Consider the following 26,291-nt stretch of genomic DNA (forward strand, 5'->3'; position numbering starts at 1 on the left):
AACCTGCTAAAATCCCCACTTCAGGGACATGTAGACAAAGCGTCCGGGTTCGTTCGAAACCCCATAGTTTGTGAAGGGATTGCGAATGTTCACGTTTTTGGTGGAGTAGCTCTGGTCCGACAAATTCTCCACACCCAGTGTAAACAAAAGGTTGCGGGTCAGGTAATAGCCCAACAACAGGTTTACCACGGTATAACCATCGAGTGCCGTCTCGGAAATCGATTCATCCACGGCATACTGGGCCTCGGCCATTTGCAGCTCGACTTTGCCAAACCACAGGCGGTTGTTGTATTCGAGTGCAAGCTTGCCACGCAGGGGCTGGAGTTCGGCAAGATCCCGATCCCCCGATAGTCCATCCAACTGCTTTTTCCGACCTTGGGTGAACTCAACCCCCCCGGTTAGCGTAAAGGCGTCGTTGATGCGAAAATCGAGATAAGCATTCCCACCGTGCAGCACGGCATCAACGTTATTGTAACTCATTGCGGTTCCAAGGAAGACCCCACCGCTTTCCGGTCGAATCATCGGACTGATGTCTTCGAGGTAAATCATGTCCACTACATTGGAATAGAAACCGTTGATGCGAAATTTGAAACGCCGCAGGTTGATCTCGATTCCCATGTCCATTGAGGTATTTTTCACGGAATCCAAATCCGGATTACCCACCCAGACCAACTCATTGCCCGGAGCACGTTCATACATGTACTGCACATACATTTCATTTGGATCGGGCGTGCGCGCCGCATGGCCCACCTCCACATACCAGGAACTCCAATCCGTCAGATCGTAGTCAAGTCGGACCGAGAGGCTCAGCGCGGAGTCCCGCTCGCGCCGCGTCACATCCGTACGATACCGGCGAATAAAACCGATATCACCGTCCACTTCCGTATCGAGCTGATCGATGCGCACCGCTGCAGACAACAGAAAGTTGCCCAAAAAACGCTCTGCCTCCAGGTAGGCGCCCAAGTTGGATTGGTTGATGACAGGCAACATCGCGCTCTCCACCCCCAGCGTTTCTGTCAGGGCCTCCCAGTCCTGCCAGTACTGGCGCATCCCAAATCCAATCTGCAAATCGTAGAATTCCTTGATTGCCCGAAAGTCAAAGCCCTGGGTTGAGCTGCGGGAGTTCGCGCGCGTCGAAAAATCATTTCGCCCGGGTGCCTCAAGATTATCGAGTTTGGATTGTCGCCAGCGGTCGTTCAATTCCTGATCCGCCTTGGCGGAAAAAGCGCGAATGGAAAGTCGCTGTACTCCGGCAGATGGATTCTGGATGTGATACACCGCAGAAACATTGGACCCCCGGTCGTATTCCGCATCCATGCGGAGTTCCGGAAAAAACACACCTTCGGATTCGGTGTATTTTCCGTTGAATTCCAGTGATTGCGTGGGTGAGATCGTGACCTTGCCCGATGTTTCGATCGAGCGGATTTCATAAATGTCCTGGTCATCGGCCTCGTCGATGTAGCGTACCTTGGGATTTTTCTGATCGAGGCTTTCGGTCAGCATCACATCATTGCCATCGCGAAAGTTCCCAAACTCTCTCCACGACAGCTCAGTGGAGAGTTGCAGGCGTTCAACTGGCAACTCCGAGCGCAGGATGGAGGTCAGTGAACCATATTCTCCAATCGACAGTTCCAGTTCACCACTGCTGTCCCGAAATGGCATTGCGTATTGATAAAACTGAATGAAATCAGCATCGGCAGGAATGTTGCGCACGGGTTCGTCGAGGGTGAAGCTGAAATTCCGCCCCTGCGAGTATTCCAATGGTCCGCCAAAGGGCATCAGTCGGGGCGTATAGTTTGCGGTGGTTCGCCGCTGATCCGAAAGCCCAAAATCGACCCGATTGCTGAAAAGCCCTCCGGAAAACTCAACCCCTACGTTGCGCTGGGTTCCCCAGCGGAGAATCTCGGGGGTGTAGGCGCCGATCCTCGCATCTCCGGGTCCATAACTGCCAGCCCGGCTGAAAGGGTCCAGTCCTTCGACATAGCTGTAGCCGTCGGTCTCCAGCGACTCAACCTCCCGCCAGCCGGAAGCCGAGAGCTGCAGTACAACTGCGAAACCCGCGATCCATGATACTACCCTTCTCACCTCTATGCAACGTTCAAGCGATACCCATTAAAGGATGCAATGGCGTCACAAACAAGGCAAATCCCAGCAACAAATTCCGGTTCCCCACCGGGACCCGTACTCTATTGCGCTGTATGGCAAAGCAGATACGGGTGAAAGCGTTGGATGTTCTCCAATGCACCTGGTATTGGAATCTACATGTGTTTCCAGAACTTGTAGTTTGTGTTCTCGATTTCGTGCAGATCCGGCAGCGGAAAAAAACGATTCTGCGTTCCCGAAGCGAACATGAAACCGCCCTGCACAATGCGATACGGGATCTTCTCAAAAGTGCTGTGCAGGCTGATGCCTTTCAGGGGCTTGGATCGCTTGCTGCGAAGCTCCAAAATGGAATCTCGCAGTTTGGACGGGTGCAGCCCTGGTATGGGGGAGAGCAACATCGGATTGGCATCAAAATCCGCCAAAAACTCATCGACCTCCAGTTCGAGCTGTGTGTAAAACAGCGCTGGTGCACCCTTGGGATTGGCAGGGTCGGTGATATAGCTTCCAAATTCCTCAAAGCTGTGGCGCGCGAGGGCCAGCATGCGCAAAGGTGCAATCTCAGCAAACACCCGTAGCGTCGCCTCATCGTGCCCATCCGATTCATGCGGTCCGGGTTGCAGTCCAAGACAGTGGCCTTCCGAAGTTGTCAAATACAACTGCAGAATCGCTTCAAGATCGAGATGCTCGAGAACGCGATAGCAGGAGATGAATTTTGTCGCCTTGGGTCGACCGTCTTCGTGGGGAACCACTTCAGCAACGGCCTCATCAATGCGGAAGTAAGGATGCCGAAAACCCGGATCCACTTCGACAAACATCATCTTGCCATCATAGTGACGGGTGCTACCCGAAATGTAATGCTTTGCAAAATGCTCAGGATCGAGCTGCGAGGCAATGAGTGAGGTGTTGGGATATAGAATGGCGTAAAGTCGAATGGGGAAGTTCATGGCTAAGTCCTGTTAATCGGGTTCATCAGTTTGAAGTGGGGCTTTGATGGCTCACATCGAACCACGCAGCATCGGTGCGATCACGAGGGAAACCACCGCCATCAGTTTGATCAGAATGTTGAGGGAAGGACCGGCAGTATCCTTGAAGGGATCCCCCACCGTATCCCCCACAACAGCAGCTTTGTGGGACTCGCTGCCTTTGCCACCTGCCGCGCCGTTTTCGATCATTTTTTTGGCATTGTCCCAGGCACCTCCAGTATTGGACATGAAAATCGCCAGCACGGCACCCGAGACCATCACACCTGTCAGCAGTCCGGTTAGCATTTCGACTCCACCCAGAAAACCGACCAATACCGGAGTCACCGCCGCAATGATGCCGGGTAACATCATTTCCCGCAGTGCCGCACCCGTGCTGATATCCACACACTTACGGTAGTCGGGTTCATCCGTGCCCTGCATGATGCCGGGTTTTTCACGAAACTGTCGCCGCACTTCCTCAATCATGGCAAACGCGGCCCGACCAATCGCACTCATCGCCAGAGATGAGAATAGATAGGGAATCATCGCTCCAACCAAAATTCCAACCATGACCGGAGTGGACGTAAGATCAATGAACTGCACTCCAGCCTGCTCCTTGAAGGCCGTGAACAGAATCAGGGCGGTAAGCACAGCCGATCCGATGGCAAAGCCCTTGCCAATGGCAGCGGTGGTATTTCCAACGGCATCCAGTTCATCCGTAATGTCGCGCACTCCCGAGGGCAGCTCTGCCATTTCGGCCAAACCACCCGCATTGTCGGCAATCGGACCATAGGCATCGACCGCCAGCTGAATGCCAAGGGTGAGCAGCATGCCCAATGCAGCCATGCCCACACCATAGAGTCCGGCGAGCTGATTGGATGCGAGGATTGCAACAGCCAACACCAGAATCGGTGGCAAAACGGACAGCATGCCCACTCCCATTCCACTGATCAGATTGGTTGCCGAACCCGTCTCACAGGCCTTGACAATGGCCTTGACGGGCGGAGTGTCTGTCCCGGTGAAAAACTCGGTCAACAAGCCGATCATGACACCCGCGACCAGACCCACCAGCATCGCAAAAAATACCTGGTTGGCACCCGCTCCCGCATTGAAGGTTTCTCCGGCCATCACCAGATGAATCGCCGGAAAGGAGAGTAGAGCCGCCAGTGCTGCCGCCGAAAAGAGGCCGACATTCAGGGCGCGCTGCGGGGATTTTCCCGGCTTTGCCCTCACCAGAAAGGTGCCCAAGACGGAGCAGATGACACCGATAAAGCAAAGGATGAGCGGCAGATTCATCAGGCGCAACCGGGTGAGTTCGCTGGCATCCACGGCAAGCGCAAGAATCATACAACCCACAATGGATCCGACATAGGATTCGAAAAGGTCGGCACCCATGCCCGCAACATCTCCCACATTATCCCCGACATTGTCGGCAATGGTCGCAGGGTTTCGGTGGTCGTCTTCCGGAATACCGGCCTCTACCTTGCCGACAAGGTCCGCACCCACATCAGCGGCCTTGGTGAAAATGCCACCGCCCACACGCGCAAACAGCGCAATACTTGATGCGCCAAGAGAGAAACCCGACAGGATGGGCAAGAGGATACCAGCATACTGTTCCATGCTCGTTCCAAACCAGTGCCCACCTACCCAGAGCACGAGGAAGATACCCAGCAGTGCCAGGCCGACCACCGCCATTCCCATGATGCTGCCACCCGTGAAGGACACTCTGAGCGCGGGATGCAGTCCTTGCTGTGCAGCCTCGGTCGTGCGGCAGTTGGCTGCGGTTGCCACACGCATTCCGACAAACCCCGCCAGCGCCGAACAGAGCGCACCCAACAAAAAGGCGAGTGCCTGAAAACGCAGGTTTCCCTGGTTTGCAAGGCCGAGGAAAATCGCCACCACCAGCACAAAGGGAATGAGCACCTTGTATTCTCGCGTGAGAAAGGCCATGGCTCCTTCCGCAACATATCCACTGATGCGCCGAAGATCGGCATTGTCGACACGCTGACGGAAAATCCATCGGGTTTTCACAAAGGCGTACGCAAGAGCAGCTGCTCCACCTGCCGCCGCAAAGAACAGTAAGGCATCCATAGGTAACGTCATGTCGTTCGGATTTGAGTTAACCCTGAGCGCTGCGGGTATGGGGAATGCCCTGGGGTGCAGCGAAGGGATTCAGAATACCCAAAGCAAACCGCAAAAACGCAAAATCACAAATACGGATCACGAATTCTCGGCGATTCGCATCACGTCGACCGACACCGTGCACATGTCATCCAGAAACCCTCCCGCACCCGCAAATGCCGTGATGGTTTCGAACAGCGCATCCACGATGGGTTCGGATTCCAAAAACTCCGGATGGTTCAAGGAATCGAGAAAGCGCTGGCGACCAAACTCCTCTCCTTGCTCTGACTCCAGTTCGGTGATGCCGTCGGTGTAGAAAAACAGGGAATCCCCAGCCTGTAACGACATGCGCGTCGAAGTGTAGCGAAAATTGTCGAGCAGTCCCAGTGCTGGTTCGGGCGTATCCGCAACCGGATCGATGAACCCGACTGAGCCTTGCTGTCGGCTCAGCAGCACGGGAAGCGGGTGTCCCGCGTTGGCATAGCGAAACTCCCCCTTGAGCAGATCGATCACCCCATAAAACGCCGTCACAAACAAGGCACTGTCGAGCTGCTTCAACACCGCATTGAGGCTGCGGTTCACCTTGCGCAGGAAGACATGGGGATAGGGTGTGATCAGCTTCAGCTCTCCCACAAGTCCCTTGAGAATGGCCGTCACGAGCGAGGCCCGAATGCCATGCCCCATCACATCGCAAATGATCACTCCCGCCTGACTGTTGGAAATCGGGATCACCTGAAAAAAATCACCCGCAAGCGTCTCCGACGGAATATAGCGATGTGAAAACCGCAGGGCACTCTTGTGGCTCGACAGATCCCAAATGAAGCTTGGGTAGTTGACCGGAATAAAGGCGGCCTGCACCTTCTTCGCCATCTCCATATCCGCCTCGATCTGTGAATTCTTGCGCTGCAATTCTTCGGCAAGTAGCTGCAATTTCATTTCAGCGCGTTTACGGTCCGTGATGTCGCGGGAGATTCCAAAAGTGCCTACGATGTCGCCATCGCGGGAGTAGAGGGGTGATTTTGTGCTGGAAACCCAGGCCTCACTGCCATCCGCATATTCATCAACCTCGTCCTTGGCATAGATCATCTCGTTATTTTGCATCACCTTCTGCTCGTCGGCGAATTTCTGAATCGCGAGTTTGTAGGGGAACAAGTCAAAGTCACTCTTCCCAATCATATCGTCCGGGGTTTCAAACCCATGGGACTCCGCAAAGAAGCGGTTCACCTTGATGAAGTTGCTCTCCGCGTCCTTGAAGTACACCTTGTCCGGGAGATGATCGAGCAGGTTGTCGAGGTAGATTGCATTCTTGTCGAGCTTTGAGGTCTCGAGCAGCTCCGCAAAGCGACGCAGCATGACTTCAAGCTCAGCCTTCGAAAACTCGCGCTCCGTTTCGCCCGATGCAAAGGCATCCGCCAGAATCCGGTTGATGGGGTCATTGCGTTTCATCCTCAAAACAAAGCACTCAGTGGAGAACGGAGCCGTCAGCGTCTTTCATGCCATCAACATGATCGTTTCTCTGTGTGCTGACAACAGAATACCTTACCCCTTTTTCACTTACAAGAGTGGGCATACCGGAGGGTCGTTCGGCTGAGATTACGTCACCACCATCCGGCCAGCTCTTCTTCATGTTTTTTCGAGTTCCAGCTCCATCATCTGCCGGTCCTTGCTGGCCCATTGATAGAAACAGGTGCTGATGATGGAAAGTGAAACCACCATGTTGAAGATCTTCATGATGATGCCGCCAAGGATTTGATCGTTGAGTGGATCGAGTCCCGGAATCACACGCGGTGCCCAGACGTAGGTTTCGTAGATCGCCACGTTGGCGAAGGAGAGGAAGGCAAAAACTGGCAGCTGTCCCACCATCAGCAAGAAGGCATAGAGGATTTGTACTCCATAAGAAGCCGGAGGCAAATAGCGCCGGGACGGACTCAGAATCGCCCACCACATGAGCACTGCCGTGAGAAACATCGTTGCGTGCTCAAGGATATGAATCGCTTTGTCCTGCAGTGCCAGTTCGTAGAGCAGTGGAATGTGCCAGCCGGTGTAAATCACACTGAACGCCATGCCTGCTGTCACGGGGTGAACCAAGGGTTTCAGCACGCCACGCACGGTCTGCGATTTCAGAAAATGGTCCATCAGCGCACACGGTATCCCGAGGTACATCAGCACCGGAACCACATAGATCAGCAGCATGTGCTGGACCATGTGCATGAAAAACAGATAGTCCTCACCCAACTGGTCGATGGGGGATCCCACCGCGAGGTAGATCACGAGCACACCGGAATGAAAACTGACGGCTTTCAAACGCAGTCCTGTTGCAAGGCGCGAAGGGTCCCAGCGATGGCGCAATGGTCCCGTCCAGATGGCATAAAACCAAGAGATCGACAGGATGGCGATCAGGAGAAAGGGTTCCGTATGCCAGTGCAACTGCATGTCGGGACGAGGGACAGGCTCAGCTCATACAGCGCACTGAGCGACCCGAAAGCGGGTGATCCTGCCCCGGCGAAAGGTCGTCCCCGCCGGAGTGAATCAGATCCGGAGTCGGGTTCCAGCTGATGGCGTCGTGATCAACTCTCTCGGAACTGAACAGCAAGGACAGCGCAATCACGGTTCCGGTCGCCAACACGAGACCCGCCAGGAACAGCAGGGTGTAGATCTTCTTGTCATACACCAGATGCATGAAAATGAAGATCACCGCAAAAAACTTTGCCAGTGAAAGTATGATGAGCGACCAAAAGATGAAGCCCTGCACAAAAGGCAGGAAAATCGCCACCACCTCGATCATGGTGATGAAGCTCAGGATGATCGCCAGATTGTAAAACGTATGGTATTTTTTATCCTCTTCGATCAGCTGGTCTTTGGAGAGCGGAAGGTCTGACATGGGAGATCCTTGGGTTCAGGCTCAAATGTATTCCACCAGGTAAACGGCGGTAAAAATAATAATCCACACGACATCCACGAAGTGCCAGTACAATCCGGCCACTTCCACATCAATCGCGTTATTCACGGTCAGGCGCGGCGTGAAGGAGGCAATCAGCTGACTGAGCAGGATCAGGACGCCAATCGCAACGTGCACACCATGTGTTCCCGTAAGCAGATAGAAGGTGGAACCAAATGTACCCGTATGGATGGTAAAACCATAATGGTGGACAAAATGAGAGAATTCATAGACCTGAAAACCCAGAAAAGTCAGGCCAAACAAAATCACGCCACTGATCATCCACCGATAGCTGGACATATTTTGCTTGTGCAGGGCACTGACCGCCAGAGCCATGAGAAAGGAACTCATGAGCAGGATGAAGCTGCTCGTTGTGGTCAATTCCAGATCGAAGACCTTGCTGGGCGCCAGTTCCGGCTCCGGATACAGCTTTCGGTAGATCAGGTGAGTGGAAATCAGGGTTCCAAAAAACATGCAATCGGACCCTAGAAAGAGCCACATCATGAGTTTTTTGGGATTAATCCCAGTCGATGCATGCGCCGCATCGCCGGATTGCAGAGTGGTTGCTTCGCTCATAGAAAGATACTCAAGGGTTTGCGGTTCCGGTGGATGATTCGTCAGAGGCATCGGATTCGTCCGGTTCAGGATGCAAATGATACCCGCCAGGACCTTCAAAGAGCCAGAGGTAGTTGCCAAGGGCCACAATGCAGATGCCCGCAATTCCCACATACCCCATTAGCGGCACTCCTCCTGCTTTCAACGAAAGCGACACGCCCATGATGCACATGCCCACCCCCATCATCAGAGGGAACCACGATTGACTGGGCATGTGAACGCCGTGTCCATGGTCATCCACATAGTCGAGGCGATAACGTGCATCACCGTGTTTGGCATACCAAAATGCATCACGGCACTTCACAATCGGGGTGGCGTCAAAATTATAGACCTTCGGCGGAGATGTGGTGATCCACTCCAGGGTCCGCGCATCCCAGGGATCGTTGCCCGCAAGGTGTTTACCCCGGATCGTTTTGATAATGTCAATGACCACCAGCAGGATGCCAAATGCCAGAACAAAAGCGCCAATGGTGACCACAAGGTTGAGAGGACCAAATCCACTGGCCTCCAGGTAGGTGTGCGTGCGGCGCGGCATGCCCAGCAGGCCCAGGTAGTGCATCGGGAAAAAGGCCAGATTGAGGCCAAAAACCACAAATCCTACCGCCCAGTATCCGAGCGAGCCACTCCACATTTTCCCGGTTACTTTTGGCAACCAGTAATAAATGCCTCCAAACATCGCCATAACGATGCCGCCAATGATCACATAATGAAAGTGTGCCACGACAAAGTAGGTATCCTGCTGCTGTGCATCAGCGGGTGCTGCCGCGTGCATGATGCCGCTGAAGCCGCCCATCATGAACATCCAGATGAAACCAATGCCATACACCATGGGTACCGTGAACTTGATGCGTCCGCCCCATAGGGTTCCGATCCAGTTGAAAATTTTAACTCCCGTAGGCACTGCAATTGCCATGGTGAGAAGCGAAAAGGCAGCGGTCGCCACTTCGCCCAGTCCCGTCGTGAACATGTGATGGCTCCATACGGCAAAGCCCAGGAATCCGATGACGGCTCCCGAGAAGACAATGATCGGATAGCCAAAGAGCGGCTTGCGGGAAAACGTGGGCAGAATCTCTGAAATCACCCCCATGGCCGGCAGTACCAGAATGTAAACCTCTGGATGCCCGAAGATCCAGAACAGGTGCTGCCAAAGGATGGGTTGTCCTCCGGAATCCACCCGGAAAAAGCTGGTACCAAACAAGCGGTCGAACATCAGTTCGAGCAATCCAATGGTCAATGCAGGGAAGGCAAAAATCACCAGCATGGAGGTGACCAGCGTCATCCAGGTGAAGACCGGAAGGCGCATCATCGTCAGTCCCGGTGCCCGCATGTTGAGAATGGTTACAATAAAGTTGAGCGACGAGGCGATCGAAGCCACACCCAGAATCTGTAGTCCAAAGATCCAGAAATCGGCACCGATACCGCTGTACTGCCCTGTGCTCAATGGAGCGTAACCAAACCAGCCTACGGCTGGAACAACGTCCGTGCCGCCCTCTGGACTGAACAGCCCGGATACTTGCAGGATCTGAAACAGCCAGCTGATGTTGAGCACAATGGCACCCGCCACAAAGACCCACAGGCTGAACGCATTCAGTCGGGGGAATGCCACATCCCTCGCACCAATCTGCAGCGGCATGATGTAGTTGAAAAATCCTGAGATCAGCGGCATCACGGCCAGAAAGATCATGGTGGTGCCATGCATCATGAAGAGCTGATTGTAGGTTTGCGCAGAAATCAGCTTCAGCTCTGGACCCGACAACTGCAGGCGCAGAACGAGTACTTCAATGCCACCAATCAGAAAAAAGAACAGTCCGAAAACGGCATAAAGGATACCGATCTTCTTGTGATCCACCGTGGTCAGCCAGTCGACCAAGCCGGTGCTGTGGTCGGGTCGTTTCAATCCGAGCAGACTGCGGGTGGGTTGCAGGGTGTGAGCTTCGGCGTGGGATGCGTAGGAATCAGCCATGGCAAGTATCAAATGGGGTTGCTTTATTTCAGGGACTGCAAATACAGCGCGATCTTACGCACTTCGTCCTCCGAGAGTTCAATCTGGTTGAGACCCATCATCCCGCTCGTGCCTTTATGCATCAGGTTTCCGGGCTTGATGTCTTGAGAGTGTCCTACCCAGTCGATGAGATTCTGCAACTGGATGTCCGGATCAATCTCTCCTTCATCCGAAGCACGGTTGTCCAACCATCCGGCAGCCAGACTCTTGCGACTCCCGACATGGGTGAGATCGGGGGCCACCGCTCCGAGTGCCAGATTTGATCCCTGGACCGCATGGCAGGTATTGCACTGGCCCTTGGTATAGAAGAGTGCCGCACCTTCAAGCAGATCGTCTCCGTCAAATACATTTGCACCACCGCGATAGGCGGCGAGATCTGTGCGAAACTGATCCCAGCTCTCGCTGCCGTCCGGATGTGCCGCTCCCTCGCGGTGTTGTTTCGCCCATGCGTTGAAGTCCTCGGTCTCCAAAGCATCGGCACGAAAGAGCATGTAAGCATGGGATTCTCCGCAAAATTCCGCACACTGCCCATAATAATGACCCGCTTCATCAGCCTGGATCCACATGGCGTTGGTGCGGCCAGGAATCGTATCCACCTTGCCCGCAAGCTTGGGCAGCCAAAAGGAGTGGATGACATCCTTCGAACGAAGCTCCAGCTGAACCACCTTGCCCACCGGAATCACCAACTCATTGGCGGTGGTGATGCCCAGTTGCGGGTATTCAAAGGACCACCACCACTGCCAGCCATAAACGTAGACCAACAGAACATCGGATTCGGCACCTTCTGAAAGTGTCCCGTCGTAATAACTTGCCAGTTGGCTGGCCTCATCGACAGGCATGCGGTGCATGAAACGAATGCCCTGCAAGGTGGGGATGGCGATGATCACCAGCATGACAATCGACCCCAGGATCAGCCCCAGTTCCACTGCGGGATTACCATGCGACTGTTTCGGCTTGAAGTTGGGATCATCCGTCTTGCGCTCGCGGAAACGGATCACTGCATACAACAATGCGCTTCCCACAGTCACGAAAAGGAACAGCACGACCCAGAGCGTGATGTAGAACAGGTCCAGCTGTTCTTTTGCCAAAGGTCCCTTGGGGTCGAAGGTCGACTGCCTGGACTGATAATCACAACCTGCCAAAAACAAAACCCCCATCAGGGGAAGCAGCCGAAACATCCGTGTGATAAACTGAGTCATAGATCGGGAAGTAAACAGAAACCCATTCGCAGAGCGAATTCGCGCGTTCGCAGCATCTCAGGGAGACACAACTGCGTTAGGCAAAGCGTTATCGATTCAGATTTCTTATTACAAGTATTAGTTGTCTGAATGTGCTTTTTTCCAAGCCCCACTCCCCAGTTAACACTTCTGCTTATAGCTCAGTTTCGCAGGTTTAGAATTGCCTCCTACCCCGCCCGGCTTGCCAAGGCAATTTCTTCCGGGCAGCACCAAACGCACCGAAGTAACCCGATGCATGCCAGGCTAGAGGTCGAATCCGACCGTCTGCTTCAACTCTTCAGGCAGGCTTTGCAATCGCGGACCGCGGACTTCCACAACCTTGCTGGCCAGTGCGTTTCCCCAACGTGCGGCCATTTCCGGCTGTGCCCCGCGGGCAAGCGCATAAAGCACCCCTCCGGCAAAGGCATCCCCCGCTCCGACGGTGTCGATTGCCACTGCAGGATAGCCGGCAACCGTTGTCACTGCACCTGCATGGGCAATCCAGGCTCCATGCGCACCATCCGTGACAAATGCCATGGGCACCTGTTCCCCAATGGAACGCACCGCATCGGACAGATTGCTCGCACCCGTAAATTGCAGGGCTTCGTCACGATTACAGAATACGATGTCACAGTGTGGCAGCACCTCTGATCGAAACGAATCCGCAAAGGCCTGCACCAGAAAGGAATCGGAAAAGGTGAAACTCACGCGCGTGCCGACTTTGCGCGCCAGCTGCATGGTGCGGAGCGCCGCTGCCCGCGTGCTGGGACCCGACCAGAGATAGCCCTCAATGTAGCAGAGCTTGCACTGGGCAATCTGAGATTCGACCACATCCGGAGCGTCCAGTGCGATGGAAATCCCGAGGTGAGTGCACATTGTGCGCTCGGCGTCTGGAGTGGTCAGAATAATGCTCGTGCCCGTCGGATCGATACCGGGGTCCCCTGGTGCGACGTCATATGTCACTCCTCCGTCGCGCAAATCATGCCTGAAAAATTGACCCTCGGCATCCTGCGCCACCTTGCCCGCAAAGATGCCGTTTCCACCGCTCTGAGTGATGGCAATCATCGAATTTGCGGCTGACCCTCCGCTCTTTCGCTCAAGCGGCTGACCCTGAAGCAGTTTGAGGATTTCCGTGCGTTTTGCCGTGTCTACGAGATTCATGGAACCCTTGGCAAAGCCTAGCTTTTCCACAAATGCATCGTCCACCGACGCCAGTATATCGACCAGTGCATTGCCGAGTGCATACACATCCATGCTTCGTTGTTCCCAATTCATCAGTGGCCTCTATTCCACAATGCATCCCGTGTTGCAAACGCAAAAACTCCAAAATCGATGCTCTCAATCCCAACCCTGACCTCTCGGGCAAACGCAAGCCCTTGAATTCAGATCCGTTTCTGCTCACAACAGACACACCAGCATCAGATTCGCATCGCTTTCATCTCATCCGGCACTGCCAAACCACTGATACAGAAAAAAATAAACCAATACTCCCGTGACGGATACGTACAGCCAGATCGGGTAGGTAATCCGTGCCCAGAAGCGATGCTTCTCAAACTGGCCTCGCAGGGCGAGCAAAATGGTGCGAATCGCCAAAAACGGAACCATCATCGCCAGCACCACATGCGTTGCGAGCATGCAATAGTAGACGGTACGCCAGTACCCCAGTCCCTCAAACGGAGTGTGTATTCCCTGTTGTCGGATGCGATGCGTGACGTAGCTGATGAGGAAGAGCACCGACACCCCAAAGGCACCTGACATGAGATTGCGGTGTACTGTCGTTGCACCTCTGGAAATTGCCACCAGTCCCGCCAGAATCAAAACCGTGGCAGTGGCATTGAGCAGGGCATTGAGTTCGGGCAAGGCAATCATAGGAAATTCACATCTATCACCAGCAGCCCAAAGGCAATGGGAAGGTAAATCAAGGTAAAGAAAAAAAGTCGCTTTGCCCAGAGCGAGCGCTCCGTTCGCAGCAGAAACTGCAGGCACAGCCATAACATCCAGAAACCCAGAAGCAGCGATGCTGCACCAAAAACCCAAGTCGCCACGTCAAACCATACAAATCCCAGTGCACTGAAAATCAGCAACACGGTAAACACGGTCGACTGCACGGCAGCAGACCGACCCGTGCCATCCACAACTGAAATCATGGGGAGCGATGCTTTGGCATAGTCTTCACGGTAGGTCCAGGCGATGGCCATGAAATGCGGGATCTGCCATGCAACCATCAGCCCGAAAAGCAACCACGCCGCTACTGCAAGCGTTCCTTCAGAAGCTGCCCAGCCGATCATTGGCGGCAGTGCACCGGGGATGGTGCCGATCGCCGTGCACCATGGGGTAATGGATTTGGATGGCGTATAAACGGCAAGGTAACTCACCAGCGTTGCAAGCGTCAGGGTCATGGCCAGGGTATTTGTGAGCCACTGCAGAATCAACAAACCCACCACACCGATTCCCAGTCCGAAGAGCAATGCGGTTCCGGCTCCGATCTCTCCGGATGGGATGGGTCGGTGACAGGTTCTTTCCATCAGCGCATCGCGCTTGTGTTCCATCCATTGATTGAGTGCTGCGGCGGAACCCGCAGCGAGACTCATGCCCAGTGCAAGGCCGATGCAGGTCTTCCACTCAAATCCGGATGGAGCAACCGCATACCCCACCATGCCTGTGATGACCGAAAGCGCACTCAGACGGGGTTTGGTCAGCGCATTGAAGGCACGTGCCTTGGCCATCCATTCAACTGACATGCGCCACTCCTTTTTCTGAAACCTTGCGATGCACCCCTAGACTCAACCCCCAGGTGACAGCAAGGATTCCCGCCCCCACAAGGGTATGCAGTGTCGCCGCATAGGGATTGCGCAGCGTCCAAACCACCAGTGCACCCAGGAAGATCTGAAGTGCCAGCAGCAGGGTACCCACCATCAGCCAAAACCGTCGGCAGTGTTGTTTTGCGCAGCTTTTCCAAGCGAGTCCAAAAAAGCGAAGCAGTGCGATGCAGACAACCATTGCCCACGCCCGGTGAAAAAAATGTACCGCACTCTGTAGGTGCCACACAGACGGAACCAGGCTCGACAAGCCCATCCACGTATCCGTGAGCAGAGGAAAGTTGTCGCCAAACACTCCCGTCGCTTTGAAGTGTCGCAAAAATGCACCCAACAACAACTGCACGCCCAGCGCACCCAGCGCAAAGGTTGACCACCGCCGAAGCGGGTCTTGCAGAACGCCTGACGGATGACTTGATCCTTCAATCCAGGTTTTGGAAAGCCATACCACCAGTGTCACCATGGTGCAGAGTGTTACCTGCGCACCCACCGCATGCAGAATGAGAAAAACCTGTGCAATCGCATTGCCATCTGTCTCCAGATTCTGCTGATCCAACAGCACACGTAATCCACCGATCAGGCCCTGAAGCACAATGATGCCAACCAGCAGTGCCGCAATTCGACGAACGGGGCGTCGGGATTCAAACAGCATGCACAACACCCACAATGCGATACTGAGCAACCCCATCTTCATGCCAAGCAAGCGGTGGGAATGCTCGGCGAGTTGGTCCGCCGACTGGGTCCAGCCTTCGGGGTTGAGCGATCCGTTGGAGAGCGGCCAGTCGAGAAAGGCCATGCCCGCTTCAATACTGGTCGTGAACCCGCCCGCATAGAGCAGCAGGGTCATCCAACAAAGCGCAAACAGAGAAAACCAGAAGAGCAGTGGCTTGTAGGTGGAATTTCGTGACAATCGCATCACGTCGCAGGCAATATCATGGGTTCAATTCGAGAAGAAACGGGAGACATCCAAACGCAGCGTCCCGAACACTACGGTGCTGCCAAAGGTTCTCCACGCGGGGATACCGCAAGCATCTAGTTCCAACTCGTTCTGAAAATCAACCCTGCATCCGAGGAAAAGCAGTATTTATGATTTTCCCTGTTGCCGACTTGCGTTATGGTAAAGGATCGTAATGCAATTCACCATGAAACTCGTCAAATTCCTGTTTCCCATCGCACTTGCACTGAGCACAGTCACGTCCGCTCTTGCACAGATCGAGTTCATCGAAGCAACGGTTCAGTCCGTGGACCAGGAAGCGCGCACCTTCACGATCGATGTGATCGAGCGAAAGGAGGGAGGGAGGATTGAAGGCCCTCTTGTCGCCCGGGTATCCCCTGGGGATATGGAATTGCAATATCAGGGACGGCGCGTTCGTGGGGAATTGGGTCAAAGCGATGGTCGCTACCTGCTCGAATTCATCTGGCCCGTCGAACCCGAGCAGCAGCGCATCATGGATGCAGTCAATTTGCAGCTGCAGAAAGATACCGCAACCCGTCAGCGACGCCAGTTTCGCAAGGAGGGTGACTACGGCATCAATTTTTCCATGTTCAATGAGCAGGGCGATATTATCCAGTGGAAACAGTTCCTGGGGCAGTGGGTCGTGCTCAACTTCATTTTCACGCGCTGCAGCGTTCAGGAGATGTGCCCGGCACAGACCGCACGCATGATTGACCTGCAACGCAGGGCCGCAGGTGAGGGCATTGAAGACTTGCAACTCGTCAGCGTCACCTTCGACCCGGAATATGACACACCCGGCATCCTCTACGACTATGGAGTTACGCGCGGAGCCGACCTCAACAACTTCAGCTTTCTCACGGGTCCGCAATCTGTGATGCTCAACGTGCTGAAGCAATACGGCGTGATCGCATTTGAAAGTGAAAACATCATCGATCACACCGTCACCACCCTGTTGTTTGACCCTACTGGCAAGATCGTGCTGCGCAAGGATGGCACGCGCTGGACCGTGGATCAGTTCATCGATCACATCCACAAGGCAAAGCTGGGCAGAGCGGCACAACCCTCGCCTGATGCAGCGCAACCCACTTCGCCGCCGGAGGTCGTGCTCGATGCGGCCCAGCAACAACCCGTATCGGACCCGGAGATGTCGATGGTTCCAGTTCTGCTTTCGGCACTGGTTGCCTTGCTTGCAATCGCAGCAGGGGTGATACTGTATTCCCGGAGATCCGAGTCAAAACATGCAGACTGAAGCGACGCTTCTGCCGTTATCACTTTCCATGAGTTCAACATCCATTTCCAGGCAAACCCGCATCCAGATCGCACTCCTTACTCTGTTATTTGTTGGGGTCTACTTTGGCATTCGCAGCATGCCCAACACGCAGTGCGCCATTTTGCACTACGAGGTAACCGAAGAAACCGCAAACGGCGTTGAAATGTGTGCCGATGGACCCGGTGGCATGATGGATCTCGAACGAGTCAAGTTCCCCGGTCGTTTGCTCGTCCACTCTGCAAATACCGCAAGGGTTGGACAACTCTACCATGGGGATATCTCCATCACGGGACCCAAAGGCAACGATCTGCTGCCGCACGAACTTGCCATCACGCATGCCGAAAAGCTGCACTTGCTCGTCGTGCATGAATCTCACTCGGACTTCCATCACCTGCATCCCGTCCCGGTCGATAACACCGGTCGCTGGCAGTTTTCCTTCACTCCACAACGCAGCGGAACATACGACCTCTACGTTGAGGGAGTGCCACTGCGCACCCGCAAGCAGTTGATCGTGCACTCCACTCTAACTGTTGAGGGCAGTGCGTCCGCCCGTCCGGACAACTCGGATCTTTCACCATCGCTGGATCTGCAATGGGATTTTGGCGACAAACCCGTGCGTCGCGGAAGCTGGGTTCATTTTTCGCTCACCCTAAGGGATAAGTCCGGACAACCCGTTGAACTGGAGCGCTTCATGGACTCTTATAGCCACGTTGTTGCACTGCGGGAAGGCACCACGGGATTTGCCCACATGCATCCGAACTCGGACGCCTCACCGGACAACCCGATGCAACCGTCGTTTGACTTCACCTTCTACAGTGGCGAAAGCGGCCGCTATCGTTTCTGGGCACAATTCCAGATTGACGGTCAATCCCTTTTTATCCCGCACGATGTGGAAGTTCTGTAATCCCCTGCTGGCAGCCCTGTTCGCACTTTTGCTGGGAGCATGTCAGGATGCCGGACCGCAAATCAGCGGAACGGCGCCGAGCGCTGTCAGAGACTTTGCAATCGAGTTTGCTTCCTTGCATGGAAACCGTGTTCCTCCCATCGAATCCACCTTCAAGTTTTTCCACTGGGAAGCGGTGCTACCCAAAACTCGAGAAGCCATTTTGCGCAGTCTGGCCTATGATCTCGAGACTCCAGTAAAGCACATGCACATCGAACCCTGGGATCCCCAAAACGCACTCCAGTTCTTCGGATCGCAATACACTTCCAATCTCGAACCACGGTGGGTGATCCACCTGCACTACGATTCCGATCCGCTGCACATGCTCAGTCTGCCAGTCGGCCAAACCGCTTCTGGTGAAATTCGCATTGCCAACCCCATCCCGATTCAGTCAAACCCTGCACTCGATCATGTCAGCCGATAATGCCCAACCACCCGAACTGAACTACGCGCGCAGTCTCGCCCGTGCAACGCGCTGGCTCGCTTGGCTTGCAGTGGCCATGATGGCATTCTGGTGCATGCAGCGGTATCAGGTGCGCGAATCAACTGCCGCCCCCTGGCTGTTCTGGCTCACCCTGCCCTACTGCATCCTGATCGCTGCTTGGATGCTGTTTCCATGGGTCAGGGTGCGCGCATCCCGGGTGTGGCGAATCGGTATGATCGGGATCTGCATTCTCTCCTTCTTTTTTGTGTTCCTGCTCATCGGCAACGTAATGGTCGATGCCATGGCCGCTGCGGAAGTCGGCGAAAAGCTTGGGGTGCCCGGGTTCGAGGGAACCCTCATGTTTCTTTCTCTTTCCCAAATCCCCGCCATGCTCTTCGAACGCCATCCCGAAATGATGGTCTGACATCGCGCAATCCACTTGAGATCTCTCCAGTCGAGTTCCCAGAGCACGAAAATCTCCAAACACTCAATCGGTCAGCAAAAGCGTCGCCAATGCGTTCTCAGACATTACCCGATAGGCATGATCAGGGCGAATCCAAAGCCCAACGGATTCTTCGCTTTCCTGCAATCCATCCTGCACAGGTTCCAGCCACACGTGAAGCACGGAATAACCCGACTCAAAACGCAAGACCCAGTTGTCGCCACGCTGCTCCAGATTGCAGCCGAAATCGGTGTGCACCGTTGCCGAACCCACCCAGTCCAGGATCACCTCCAGCGACTGGGAGACATCCCCGTGGCGTGTCAATGCAAACGCTGGCTGCGGCGAATCGAGTTCAGATAGCGTATCCACCAGTGCCGTCACTTTCAGGACGGGATGCGGCAATTCGTGCGGTCGAAGCAGCACGGCACCTCCAAGACGACTACTCAGTGCCAAAGCCTGTGGGGCATCACCCTCCACCTCAAGAATCGTTGCAGGCAGCACATGAACCGGAGAAAGGGTTCCGTCTGGATCCATGCGCAAAAACGGTGCCGAACCCTGCGACATGGCAAGATACAGGGCATCCCCAATTTGGCTGATGTTGCCAGAAGGAACAAAACCCTCCAGTGGAATCTCGATCCGACTCCAGCTCCTTCCATCCACCGAACGAAAAATTGCTCCGCCATTCCAACCCACCACATAACCCTCAGCAAAGCGCTTCAGATTCACAAACCACCAGGTGCTTTCAGCCTCGGTTAATCCCTCCACCGACGCTGCTTCCCAATTCTGGCCGTCGGTACTGAAATAAAGCCAGGTGCCTGCCCCCACAAAACCATCCTGCATTCGATGGATGCGTACGAACTCCAGTCCTTCGGGTGCACGCGCCTCACTCACCCAATGGATACCATTCGCAGATTGAATGGGATTGCCTGCAGTTGAAGTCGAAATCCAGCGTCCATCCACAAAGCGCAGTGCTTCAATCGAATCAGAATAACCCTCAGTCGTTGAGCCGATCTGATCCCACATGGGCTGTCCGTCAAGCGTCGTCCAGTGATGACGCCATAAGCGTCCATCTTCGGTTGCAAGTACCCAGTCTCCTCGACCTATTGCAAGCAGTTGTCCTCCTCCCTGCGCGAGCCTGAACGAATCACCCCAAAAGGAGTCTGGATCGATAATGGACGACCACTCCTGCACCCCTGCATACCGAAAATCCGTGCGCCACACGACCCCATCCTCGCTGCTCCACAACTGCGCCCCCGGTCCACCCACCACATAACGACCCGCAAACCACTGGGGAGCGAAACCATCCTGAGACCAGGCTGCGGGCCAGCTGGCATCACTGACACGCTGCCAATCGCCCCCTCTGGCCTGACAAAAGAGATCTTTGCCATCCGTACATACTCGCGTCATGTCGTCCGCAGCCAGACGGTACTGCAATACAATCAATCCAGGCCCCATGGGCTGAGGCAATGCCTTACGTCCGGTCGTGCCCCAGTGCGTACCATCGTGGGTGAAAAGCATACGACCCGTACTCGTCACAGCATAGAGTGCTTCGTCCGTCGGGAAAAGCTGTGAGATACCCTCGTCCCCCGTAACCGCCGCATCGCCGTGAATTCCTAGGGGAAAAAGCGACTGCCACTGCTGACGGTCTTGGGATCGGTGAAATCCATTTCCTACGGCAAATGTCCAGCCTTTGAAGGACACTGCTTGATATACCCCGTTTCCACTGCCATCACGACTCAGAAATGGAGCCTGTATTTCGTTCCATTCAACACCATCCTCACTCGTCCAGTAGCGGTCCCAACCCAGCAGATAGAGCGTATCCTCCAACTCCACAATCGCCGTCAGAGTATCGACTGTCTCCAACTCGATTGGTACCTCCTGCCAGGTCAACCCGTCCGGGGAGTTGTGCAGACGATGCGATCTTATTTCAAAAAACTTTCCCTTGGCATATATAATGCCCCAACCGAAAGACCCTGGGATGCGATCCCTCGCCCATCGCTTCAGATCGGTAGATATGAGGCGCATCCGCTGACCCGTACTCTCTTCCGCAAACAACACCCACTGTCCGTTCACAACAAAGACGCTCGAGATCCTTCCTCCATCGAGTGGCAGTGGTACCGTTGTCCAGTTCACTCCATCTTCTGAGACCATCAGTCCATCGCCCCAGGCAACAAAGCGTCCGTCGAGAGAGTCCACCGAACTCACACTTGGCGTGCAGCCGTCAATCGGAGTTGCAATCCAATCACTGGCAGAAACCAGTGAACTGAGAAGAAAAAAGAAGCTCAAGGTGAAGGTTTTCATCAGGCAAACAGATGCAGTGCGAAGTTACTGGAGAACTCCACTGTATTCACCAGCGAATGGAAAAAGAAGATCAAAATCCTGATCCAGCAGCCGTTTCACATCGTTAGGCTCATAGGCAGATTTTTGAGGAATCTGTTGCATCAATTGAATAGTCTTCTCTGCATGAGAATCCAGCCAAGTTGCCTCAATAGGAATCAAGGAACTGATGATTTCCTCGAAGGTTTGACGGTATCGAATCATGTTCCAATAATCAGGTACTCCTTCACGATATTTCTCTGCGCAGTCGCATGCGTTCCAAAATGGTAGCGATGCCGCAGTTTCAAACCTTTGATTTTTGAAACTCTTACGGTAAACTCAGCACAAAACTGATTCATTTCACCACTCCCTACAACTCCATTCCAACCAGCACTCGACATTCTGGAGAATTCTGAACAGATTTTCTCACATGGCAGACGCATTCATGCAGGCGGCAATCGAAGAGGCGCAGGCCGGACTTGCCGAAGGAGGCATCCCCATCGGTTCCGTTCTCGTTCATCACGGAAAAATCCTCGGTCGGGGTCACAACCGCCGGGTTCAGAAGGGAAGCGCTGTTCTGCATGGAGAAATGGACGCCTTGGAAAATGCGGGTCGATTGTCCGCCTCCTTGCTGCGTGAGTGTGAACTCTACACCACACTCTCCCCCTGTGCGATGTGCAGCGGTGCCATCCTGCTCTACCAGATTCCCAAAGTCATTGTAGGTGAAAACCAGAATTTTATGGGTGAGGAAGAACTGCTGCGCTCAAGAGGCGTCACGGTTGATGTACTGCAGAACCCTGCTTGCATTCAGATGATGCGGGATTTTATCGATCAGCACCCATCGCTGTGGAACGAAGATATTGGCTGTACCTGATGTTTGCTTCCCCCAAAAACACGAACCCTCGATTCCACAAATGAACATCTTGCTGAAACCCCTATTATTCGTGAACCTGTGCCTGCTCACAGGGTTCCTGCACGCTCACACTTCCAGCACATCTGCCGAGGTTGAAGTGCTCCAGAAAGCATCCCTGAGCTGGGATGGCAGTCCGTTGCCAGCCTATCCGAAAGGCACTCCCGAGGTCACGATCCTGCGCATCACTATTCCACCGCACAGTGCACTTCCGATGCACCACCATCCGGTTATCAACGCTGGTTTGCTACTGGAGGGTGCTTTGACGGTGCACACCCCTGACGGGCGAACCCTGCAACTAAAGGCAGGCGATACGCTCATTGAACTGGTCAACCAGCCACACTATGGCCACAACCCCGGTGATGAACCCGCCGTCATCGTTGTCTTCTATGCCGGTGTGCAGGGAACACCCATCACGGTGCTGGAGAACATCCCGTCAACAGAGAAGCAAGCTCCCAGCAAATCATAAAGCCGGATCGGGAACAGGTCCACAGAGACCTGTGAAACCCGACCCAAGCGATTGGCATCCACTATGACAACAGATGCTGCAAGTATTCGGTGATCTCGTAGTTGCGATGAATCACCGTCGCCTTTCCGTCGCGGATCATGCGAACCTCGGGGATGCGAATTTCCGGCGTCTTGAACGGAGCATACAGGACATCATCGTGCGAGGCATATTCATGTTTGGTGAAGAGATCGGGAGTCAGCTTTCCCCCGAGATGATCATCCCGCCCGGTGGCCACGTGAATCGTGCCACGAATCTTTTCGTCCTGAATATCCCGACCTGAAAACGGCAGCAACTGCGTCCCAAACCCCAGCTCCCCCAAGGCACCTGTCATGGGGTCCTCCTTGAGCTTGGCATTGTGTTGCTCAATCAAGCTGTAGTCGCCGTAGAGCAATGTGGATTGATACACCTTTCCGTCCTTTACATCCAGCATGCCAAGGGTTTCATCCTCATACTTGAACGGAAAACGCCCTTCGGCTCCTTCCGGCACAAAGTACACTTCTCCAGCTGGCAAATTCGCTACGTCCGGTGTGCCCCTCGGACAAAGACCATGGCTCTTCTGAGCCTCCTGTCCGTTGGTATGCAGCACGAGCGTAGTCGTCTGACCCTCCACCGAAAAATCGATCTCAAAGCGGTCTGCACGCGTCAACCCAAGGCGCATTTTCTCTGCCTCTTCACTGACGTGATTGTAGTCCACACTCAAACCTGAATCGACGATGATCTGATTCAGTCCATGAAGTGTCGCCCCGCGAAATCCAAACTCCTTGCACTTTGCCGTCAACGGAGCGGTGGCCGACCAGGTGCTGACCACCAGGATGATGCCATAGTTTGGGTAAATGTCCCTGTCGAGCGACAGTTGATTGCCCTTCACGTCCCAGCACTCATCCTCCATGTCGAGATTACTTCCCCCGGTTTCCCGATAGGCATACAAGTCGCCTCCACGATAGTTGAGGCGCTCGAGTCCACCCTTGCGAAAGCCTTCGAAAAAGACCGAATGACCATAGTTCTGGATCGATAGTGAGCGATTCTGAAGGAACGCAAAGTCCTTCACTTCCTCCGGATTGGGCAGATCGATGAGGATGCAAAGCTTTTCGCCTTCGCCCTGCCCAAAGCAGGTGGTCATCAATCGATCCAATGAAAACGGAGGAAACGAATATTTACTGATGTCTACCATTTGAAATATGTGGTTGTTGATATTTGAGAGATTTCTCCCTGAACAGTGCAAACGTAGCGGTTGAAAGGAGCGGGTCAAACCGCCTTCGGAATTTTGAAAATAAAACTCCAAACCCATGCAATGCCACCTTTAGCACTCTCAGTCTGAGCGATAAAAGCAGGCCCACAAACTAGAACCTAGGCGTGCACAGCGCTGCGCACGCCAACGGGTTCAGCTTTCGTTTGCGAAACGAGAGAGCAGGTGGACCTGCATGGATTGAAATCCCTCCAGTATCTTCCCTACAACACACCCGGATCCGTTCCCAGTGAACCGCGATAGCGCTCATGGAAATCGGCAGCCTGCAGCTCATCTATTTTGCGTTGTGCGTAGACCAGTCGATCCATGAGCTTCATCTCCTCCGCAAGTTCGGCATTGTTTGGACGTGCGAGGTAGACCTCAACGTTGCGCCTGATTTTCTTCAGGCGACGCAGTTCGGATTCCCGGAACGCATCAAGGCGGGCCAGATACCAGTCACTCTGCACAACCGCATCGTAGGTGAACAGATCCCGGATCTCCCGATCATTGATCGTTTTCCCCTCAAAGTGCCCATGCACCATGATGTGCAGCAATGCACGCAACGGCGGACAAGCCAGTTCGATGGTTCCATCTTCAAAATACAACTCCGCCACGCGCTTCTGAGTTTGCACAATGTTGCGGACCCCATCCACAAAGATTTCCAGATCCTGAATCTCCGGTTTGAGCATGTCTTCCGTGAAGACCGCTACCGGATTGGAGAAGACACGACCCAGAAAATCCCTGGCGAATTTCATGTTGATGCGCCAGCCCAGACGACTTGCGAGGATGGATTCCCCGTTGTGCTCAAAATCCTCACAACGGTCCAGGTATCCATGCTCGATCAACCAGTCCGGTTCGCGCTCGTGTGCGCGCAATCGGCTCCAAAGCTCCGGCACGAGCAAGCTGATGTCATGATCCACCTTATAGTTGGGTCCGACGTACCCGGCAGCACTCGAATAACAACCATCCTGGGTCAGAACATAGGAAACCAGTGCGTTATTCAGATCAAAAATCTGCGGCAAAGCATTAAAGGGTCCCTTCGTAAGCGCTCCTTCAGAACCAGCCCCAGTGGTGCTCGGGCTTTTTCCAGTCAGGCTCGCGATAAAATCCATGAACAACTCCGGAAGCTCCTGATAGTGGATCGGATTGTAAACGCAGAGCGCACGGATGCCCGCCTCAGGATCGGGCGGATTGTTGCGGCGTCCCGCCAACACGGCATTCACCGGGATCGGCAGCGGTGCATCCATCGGCAAACGACGCCGGAGATGAGCACCCACAGCGGCAATGTGCAAATCGCGCAGGCTGTTGAGGTCGGGGCGATCCTGCAGGTAGCGCGGGTTCTTGCTCGGTTTGCCATCGACGATGCGCGGTTGAGCCGTCGAAACCATAAACTCGGGCTGGGGTTCGGCCAGAAACTCCTCGTGCACCCGCTGCATTGGTGGAGTGAAGTAACTGAATCGAATCGCATCTTCCACCGTTTCCTGCACGATGTCACGAGTCAGGGGTTCGTAGTTGCTGAAGAAGCGGTTCTTACCGGAAAAATCGAGTTCCGTGGTCTTGTCATAACCGCGCACCACCGCATCGTCCGGACGCTGAAAAAGGCGATACTCGCAGTTCTCGATAAACTTGAGGGACTGGCGCTTGCCACGCTCACCAGTCGGTCCAAGGATGGCAGTCTTTGGAGCGACAACCGAGACGCTGATGTCATCTTCGGTTTGCAGCTTTGCGGCCGGATTAAAATCCTTGCGCAAACTGAAGGTGCGCCATCCTCCCTTTGGGTTGTATCCGATGCGAAGGTAGTGCGAACGGATGTAGCTGTTGCGGTATTTCAGTTCGTTACCCAACTTGCCATTGATGTCATCCACCGAAAATCGTTCGCGCCAATTATCGCCCCAGTCCTCCTTGTAGTAGCGCTTGACCAGGAACACCAAATCCTTGATGTAGAATGGGATGCTACGCAACCAGGCATTGTACTCATCGGTGTATTCTTCACTCGGAGTGAGCAGTTTGATCACCGAACCCAGCGAACGGGCAGAACTGAGAATCTTACGGGAATCAGCACCGTGATTTTGAGAACGATCCTTGAAGCGCGAGCCAAAGGAACCATACAGAATCTGTTCCACCTCATCAAAATCACGATGGAAATGCGTTACCATGACGCTGCCGTGAAGGATTGCGTCACCGATGGATTTGGAGATTTCACTCTTGCCACCGCCCGACACCGTACAGGGTTTGTGACAAAACACGCCTTCCGCAACCGTACCAATCAATCGCCACCGACGACCTTCTGCGGGACGGTGCATCACCACCTTATAGCCTGAAGGCAAAATGTAGGTATGATCGGAGCGGAATTTGAGAGCCTTTTCCTCGTCCCCGTTTTGCCAGCTGATCCATGAGCAACAGCATCAGGAATTGATGCTGACGGATTTGTTGCACGTGTTTTCCTGCAATCCGCTTCATCCGGTTTACAGTGCCAACGCGGTAACGGACTGCGATCCCGTCGAGGCGTTGCGTTGGATCGAAT

The 26,291-nt window shown here is 54.2% G+C and carries 23 protein-coding genes and 1 pseudogene; 7 read left to right on the forward strand and 17 right to left on the reverse strand.

All coding sequences use genetic code 11. The annotated features are described in order from the left end of the window. Positions 1–6: 6 nt before the first annotated feature. The 13 genes from ABQ298_06790 to ABQ298_06850 form a co-directional block, all read right to left on the reverse strand. Positions 7–2,085, reverse strand: a complete 2,079-nt coding sequence (locus tag ABQ298_06790) for a TonB-dependent receptor (protein ID MEQ9824074.1) — start codon at positions 2,083–2,085, stop codon at positions 7–9. A gap of 173 nt (positions 2,086–2,258) precedes the next feature. Then, positions 2,259–3,047 (reverse strand): hypothetical protein, encoded by a 789-nt coding sequence (locus ABQ298_06795; protein MEQ9824075.1) that lies wholly within the window; start codon positions 3,045–3,047, stop codon positions 2,259–2,261. A 51-nt stretch (positions 3,048–3,098) separates the two neighbouring features. Beyond that, entirely contained in the window at positions 3,099–5,168 is a 2,070-nt protein-coding gene (locus tag ABQ298_06800) for a sodium-translocating pyrophosphatase (protein MEQ9824076.1), read from the reverse strand. Positions 5,169–5,285: 117 nt separating this feature from the next. Beyond that, complete coding sequence (locus ABQ298_06805; GenBank protein MEQ9824077.1) at positions 5,286–6,632, reverse strand: SpoIIE family protein phosphatase; 1,347 nt, start codon at positions 6,630–6,632, stop codon at positions 5,286–5,288. 177 nt (positions 6,633–6,809) lie between these two features. Further along, entirely contained in the window at positions 6,810–7,619 is an 810-nt protein-coding gene (locus ABQ298_06810) for a cytochrome c oxidase assembly protein (GenBank protein MEQ9824078.1), read from the reverse strand. Between the two features lie 19 nt (positions 7,620–7,638). After that, complete coding sequence (locus ABQ298_06815) at positions 7,639–8,067, reverse strand: hypothetical protein (GenBank protein MEQ9824079.1); 429 nt, start codon at positions 8,065–8,067, stop codon at positions 7,639–7,641. A gap of 21 nt (positions 8,068–8,088) precedes the next feature. Beyond that, positions 8,089–8,700, reverse strand: a complete 612-nt coding sequence (locus ABQ298_06820; GenBank protein ID MEQ9824080.1) for a heme-copper oxidase subunit III — start codon at positions 8,698–8,700, stop codon at positions 8,089–8,091. A 10-nt stretch (positions 8,701–8,710) separates the two neighbouring features. After that, on the reverse strand, positions 8,711–10,702 hold the full coding sequence (ctaD, locus tag ABQ298_06825) for a cytochrome c oxidase subunit I (GenBank protein MEQ9824081.1): 1,992 nt from the start codon (positions 10,700–10,702) through the stop codon (positions 8,711–8,713). A 23-nt stretch (positions 10,703–10,725) separates the two neighbouring features. Next, positions 10,726–11,940, reverse strand: a complete 1,215-nt coding sequence (coxB, locus tag ABQ298_06830) for a cytochrome c oxidase subunit II (GenBank protein MEQ9824082.1) — start codon at positions 11,938–11,940, stop codon at positions 10,726–10,728. Positions 11,941–12,222: 282 nt separating this feature from the next. Next, on the reverse strand, positions 12,223–13,233 hold the full coding sequence (locus ABQ298_06835) for an adenosine kinase (protein MEQ9824083.1): 1,011 nt from the start codon (positions 13,231–13,233) through the stop codon (positions 12,223–12,225). A gap of 165 nt (positions 13,234–13,398) precedes the next feature. Next, positions 13,399–13,827, reverse strand: a complete 429-nt coding sequence (locus ABQ298_06840; protein MEQ9824084.1) for a DUF420 domain-containing protein — start codon at positions 13,825–13,827, stop codon at positions 13,399–13,401. Then, positions 13,824–14,699 (reverse strand): heme o synthase, encoded by an 876-nt coding sequence (cyoE, locus tag ABQ298_06845; protein MEQ9824085.1) that lies wholly within the window; start codon positions 14,697–14,699, stop codon positions 13,824–13,826. Before cyoE ends, ABQ298_06840 begins: the two co-directional genes overlap by 4 nt. Further along, positions 14,689–15,690, reverse strand: coding sequence for a COX15/CtaA family protein (locus tag ABQ298_06850; protein ID MEQ9824086.1), 1,002 nt, complete (start codon positions 15,688–15,690; stop codon positions 14,689–14,691). The genes cyoE and ABQ298_06850 overlap by 11 nt, the downstream gene beginning before the upstream one ends. A 226-nt stretch (positions 15,691–15,916) precedes the next feature. On the opposite strand from ABQ298_06850, the gene ABQ298_06855 reads away from it, so the two are divergent. From ABQ298_06855 to ABQ298_06870, 4 genes are read left to right on the forward strand one after another with little or no spacing between them, the layout of a single operon-like run. After that, complete coding sequence (locus tag ABQ298_06855; GenBank protein MEQ9824087.1) at positions 15,917–16,978, forward strand: SCO family protein; 1,062 nt, start codon at positions 15,917–15,919, stop codon at positions 16,976–16,978. 28 nt (positions 16,979–17,006) lie between these two features. Then, a complete protein-coding gene (locus ABQ298_06860) occupies positions 17,007–17,903 on the forward strand; it encodes a hypothetical protein (GenBank protein ID MEQ9824088.1) in 897 nt (298 codons plus the stop codon). Beyond that, positions 17,887–18,366 carry a hypothetical protein gene (locus tag ABQ298_06865; protein MEQ9824089.1) on the forward strand — a complete coding sequence of 160 codons (480 nt, stop codon included), beginning with the start codon at positions 17,887–17,889 and terminating at the stop codon, positions 18,364–18,366. Before ABQ298_06860 ends, ABQ298_06865 begins: the two co-directional genes overlap by 17 nt. Then, positions 18,353–18,790 carry a hypothetical protein gene (locus tag ABQ298_06870; GenBank protein ID MEQ9824090.1) on the forward strand — a complete coding sequence of 146 codons (438 nt, stop codon included), beginning with the start codon at positions 18,353–18,355 and terminating at the stop codon, positions 18,788–18,790. The genes ABQ298_06865 and ABQ298_06870 overlap by 14 nt, the downstream gene beginning before the upstream one ends. Before the next feature lie 63 nt (positions 18,791–18,853). On the opposite strand, the gene ABQ298_06875 is transcribed toward ABQ298_06870, so the two are convergent. Next, positions 18,854–21,109 carry a hypothetical protein gene (locus ABQ298_06875; protein MEQ9824091.1) on the reverse strand — a complete coding sequence of 752 codons (2,256 nt, stop codon included), beginning with the start codon at positions 21,107–21,109 and terminating at the stop codon, positions 18,854–18,856. Between the two features lie 24 nt (positions 21,110–21,133). Next, a complete protein-coding gene (locus tag ABQ298_06880) occupies positions 21,134–21,349 on the reverse strand; it encodes a hypothetical protein (protein ID MEQ9824092.1) in 216 nt (71 codons plus the stop codon). Between the two features lie 205 nt (positions 21,350–21,554). On the opposite strand from ABQ298_06880, the gene ABQ298_06885 reads away from it, so the two are divergent. Continuing rightward, positions 21,555–21,998, forward strand: coding sequence for a nucleoside deaminase (locus ABQ298_06885; protein ID MEQ9824093.1), 444 nt, complete (start codon positions 21,555–21,557; stop codon positions 21,996–21,998). Between the two features lie 40 nt (positions 21,999–22,038). Continuing rightward, positions 22,039–22,503 carry a cupin domain-containing protein gene (locus tag ABQ298_06890; protein MEQ9824094.1) on the forward strand — a complete coding sequence of 155 codons (465 nt, stop codon included), beginning with the start codon at positions 22,039–22,041 and terminating at the stop codon, positions 22,501–22,503. 61 nt (positions 22,504–22,564) lie between these two features. Here the strand turns inward: ABQ298_06890 and ABQ298_06895 are convergent, their stop codons facing one another. Both ABQ298_06895 and ABQ298_06900 read right to left on the reverse strand, forming a co-directional pair. Beyond that, positions 22,565–23,662, reverse strand: coding sequence for a hypothetical protein (locus tag ABQ298_06895; protein MEQ9824095.1), 1,098 nt, complete (start codon positions 23,660–23,662; stop codon positions 22,565–22,567). Between the two features lie 329 nt (positions 23,663–23,991). Next, positions 23,992–26,070: a hypothetical protein gene (locus tag ABQ298_06900; GenBank protein MEQ9824096.1), complete on the reverse strand. Its 2,079-nt coding sequence runs from the start codon at positions 26,068–26,070 to the stop codon at positions 23,992–23,994. Positions 26,071–26,152: 82 nt separating this feature from the next. Here ABQ298_06900 and ABQ298_06905 point away from each other — a divergent pair. Next, positions 26,153–26,291: pseudogene (locus tag ABQ298_06905) on the forward strand (ergothioneine biosynthesis protein EgtB).

Source organism: Puniceicoccaceae bacterium (genome assembly GCA_040224245.1).
Lineage (GTDB): Bacteria > Verrucomicrobiota > Verrucomicrobiia > Opitutales > JAFGAQ01 > JAKSBQ01.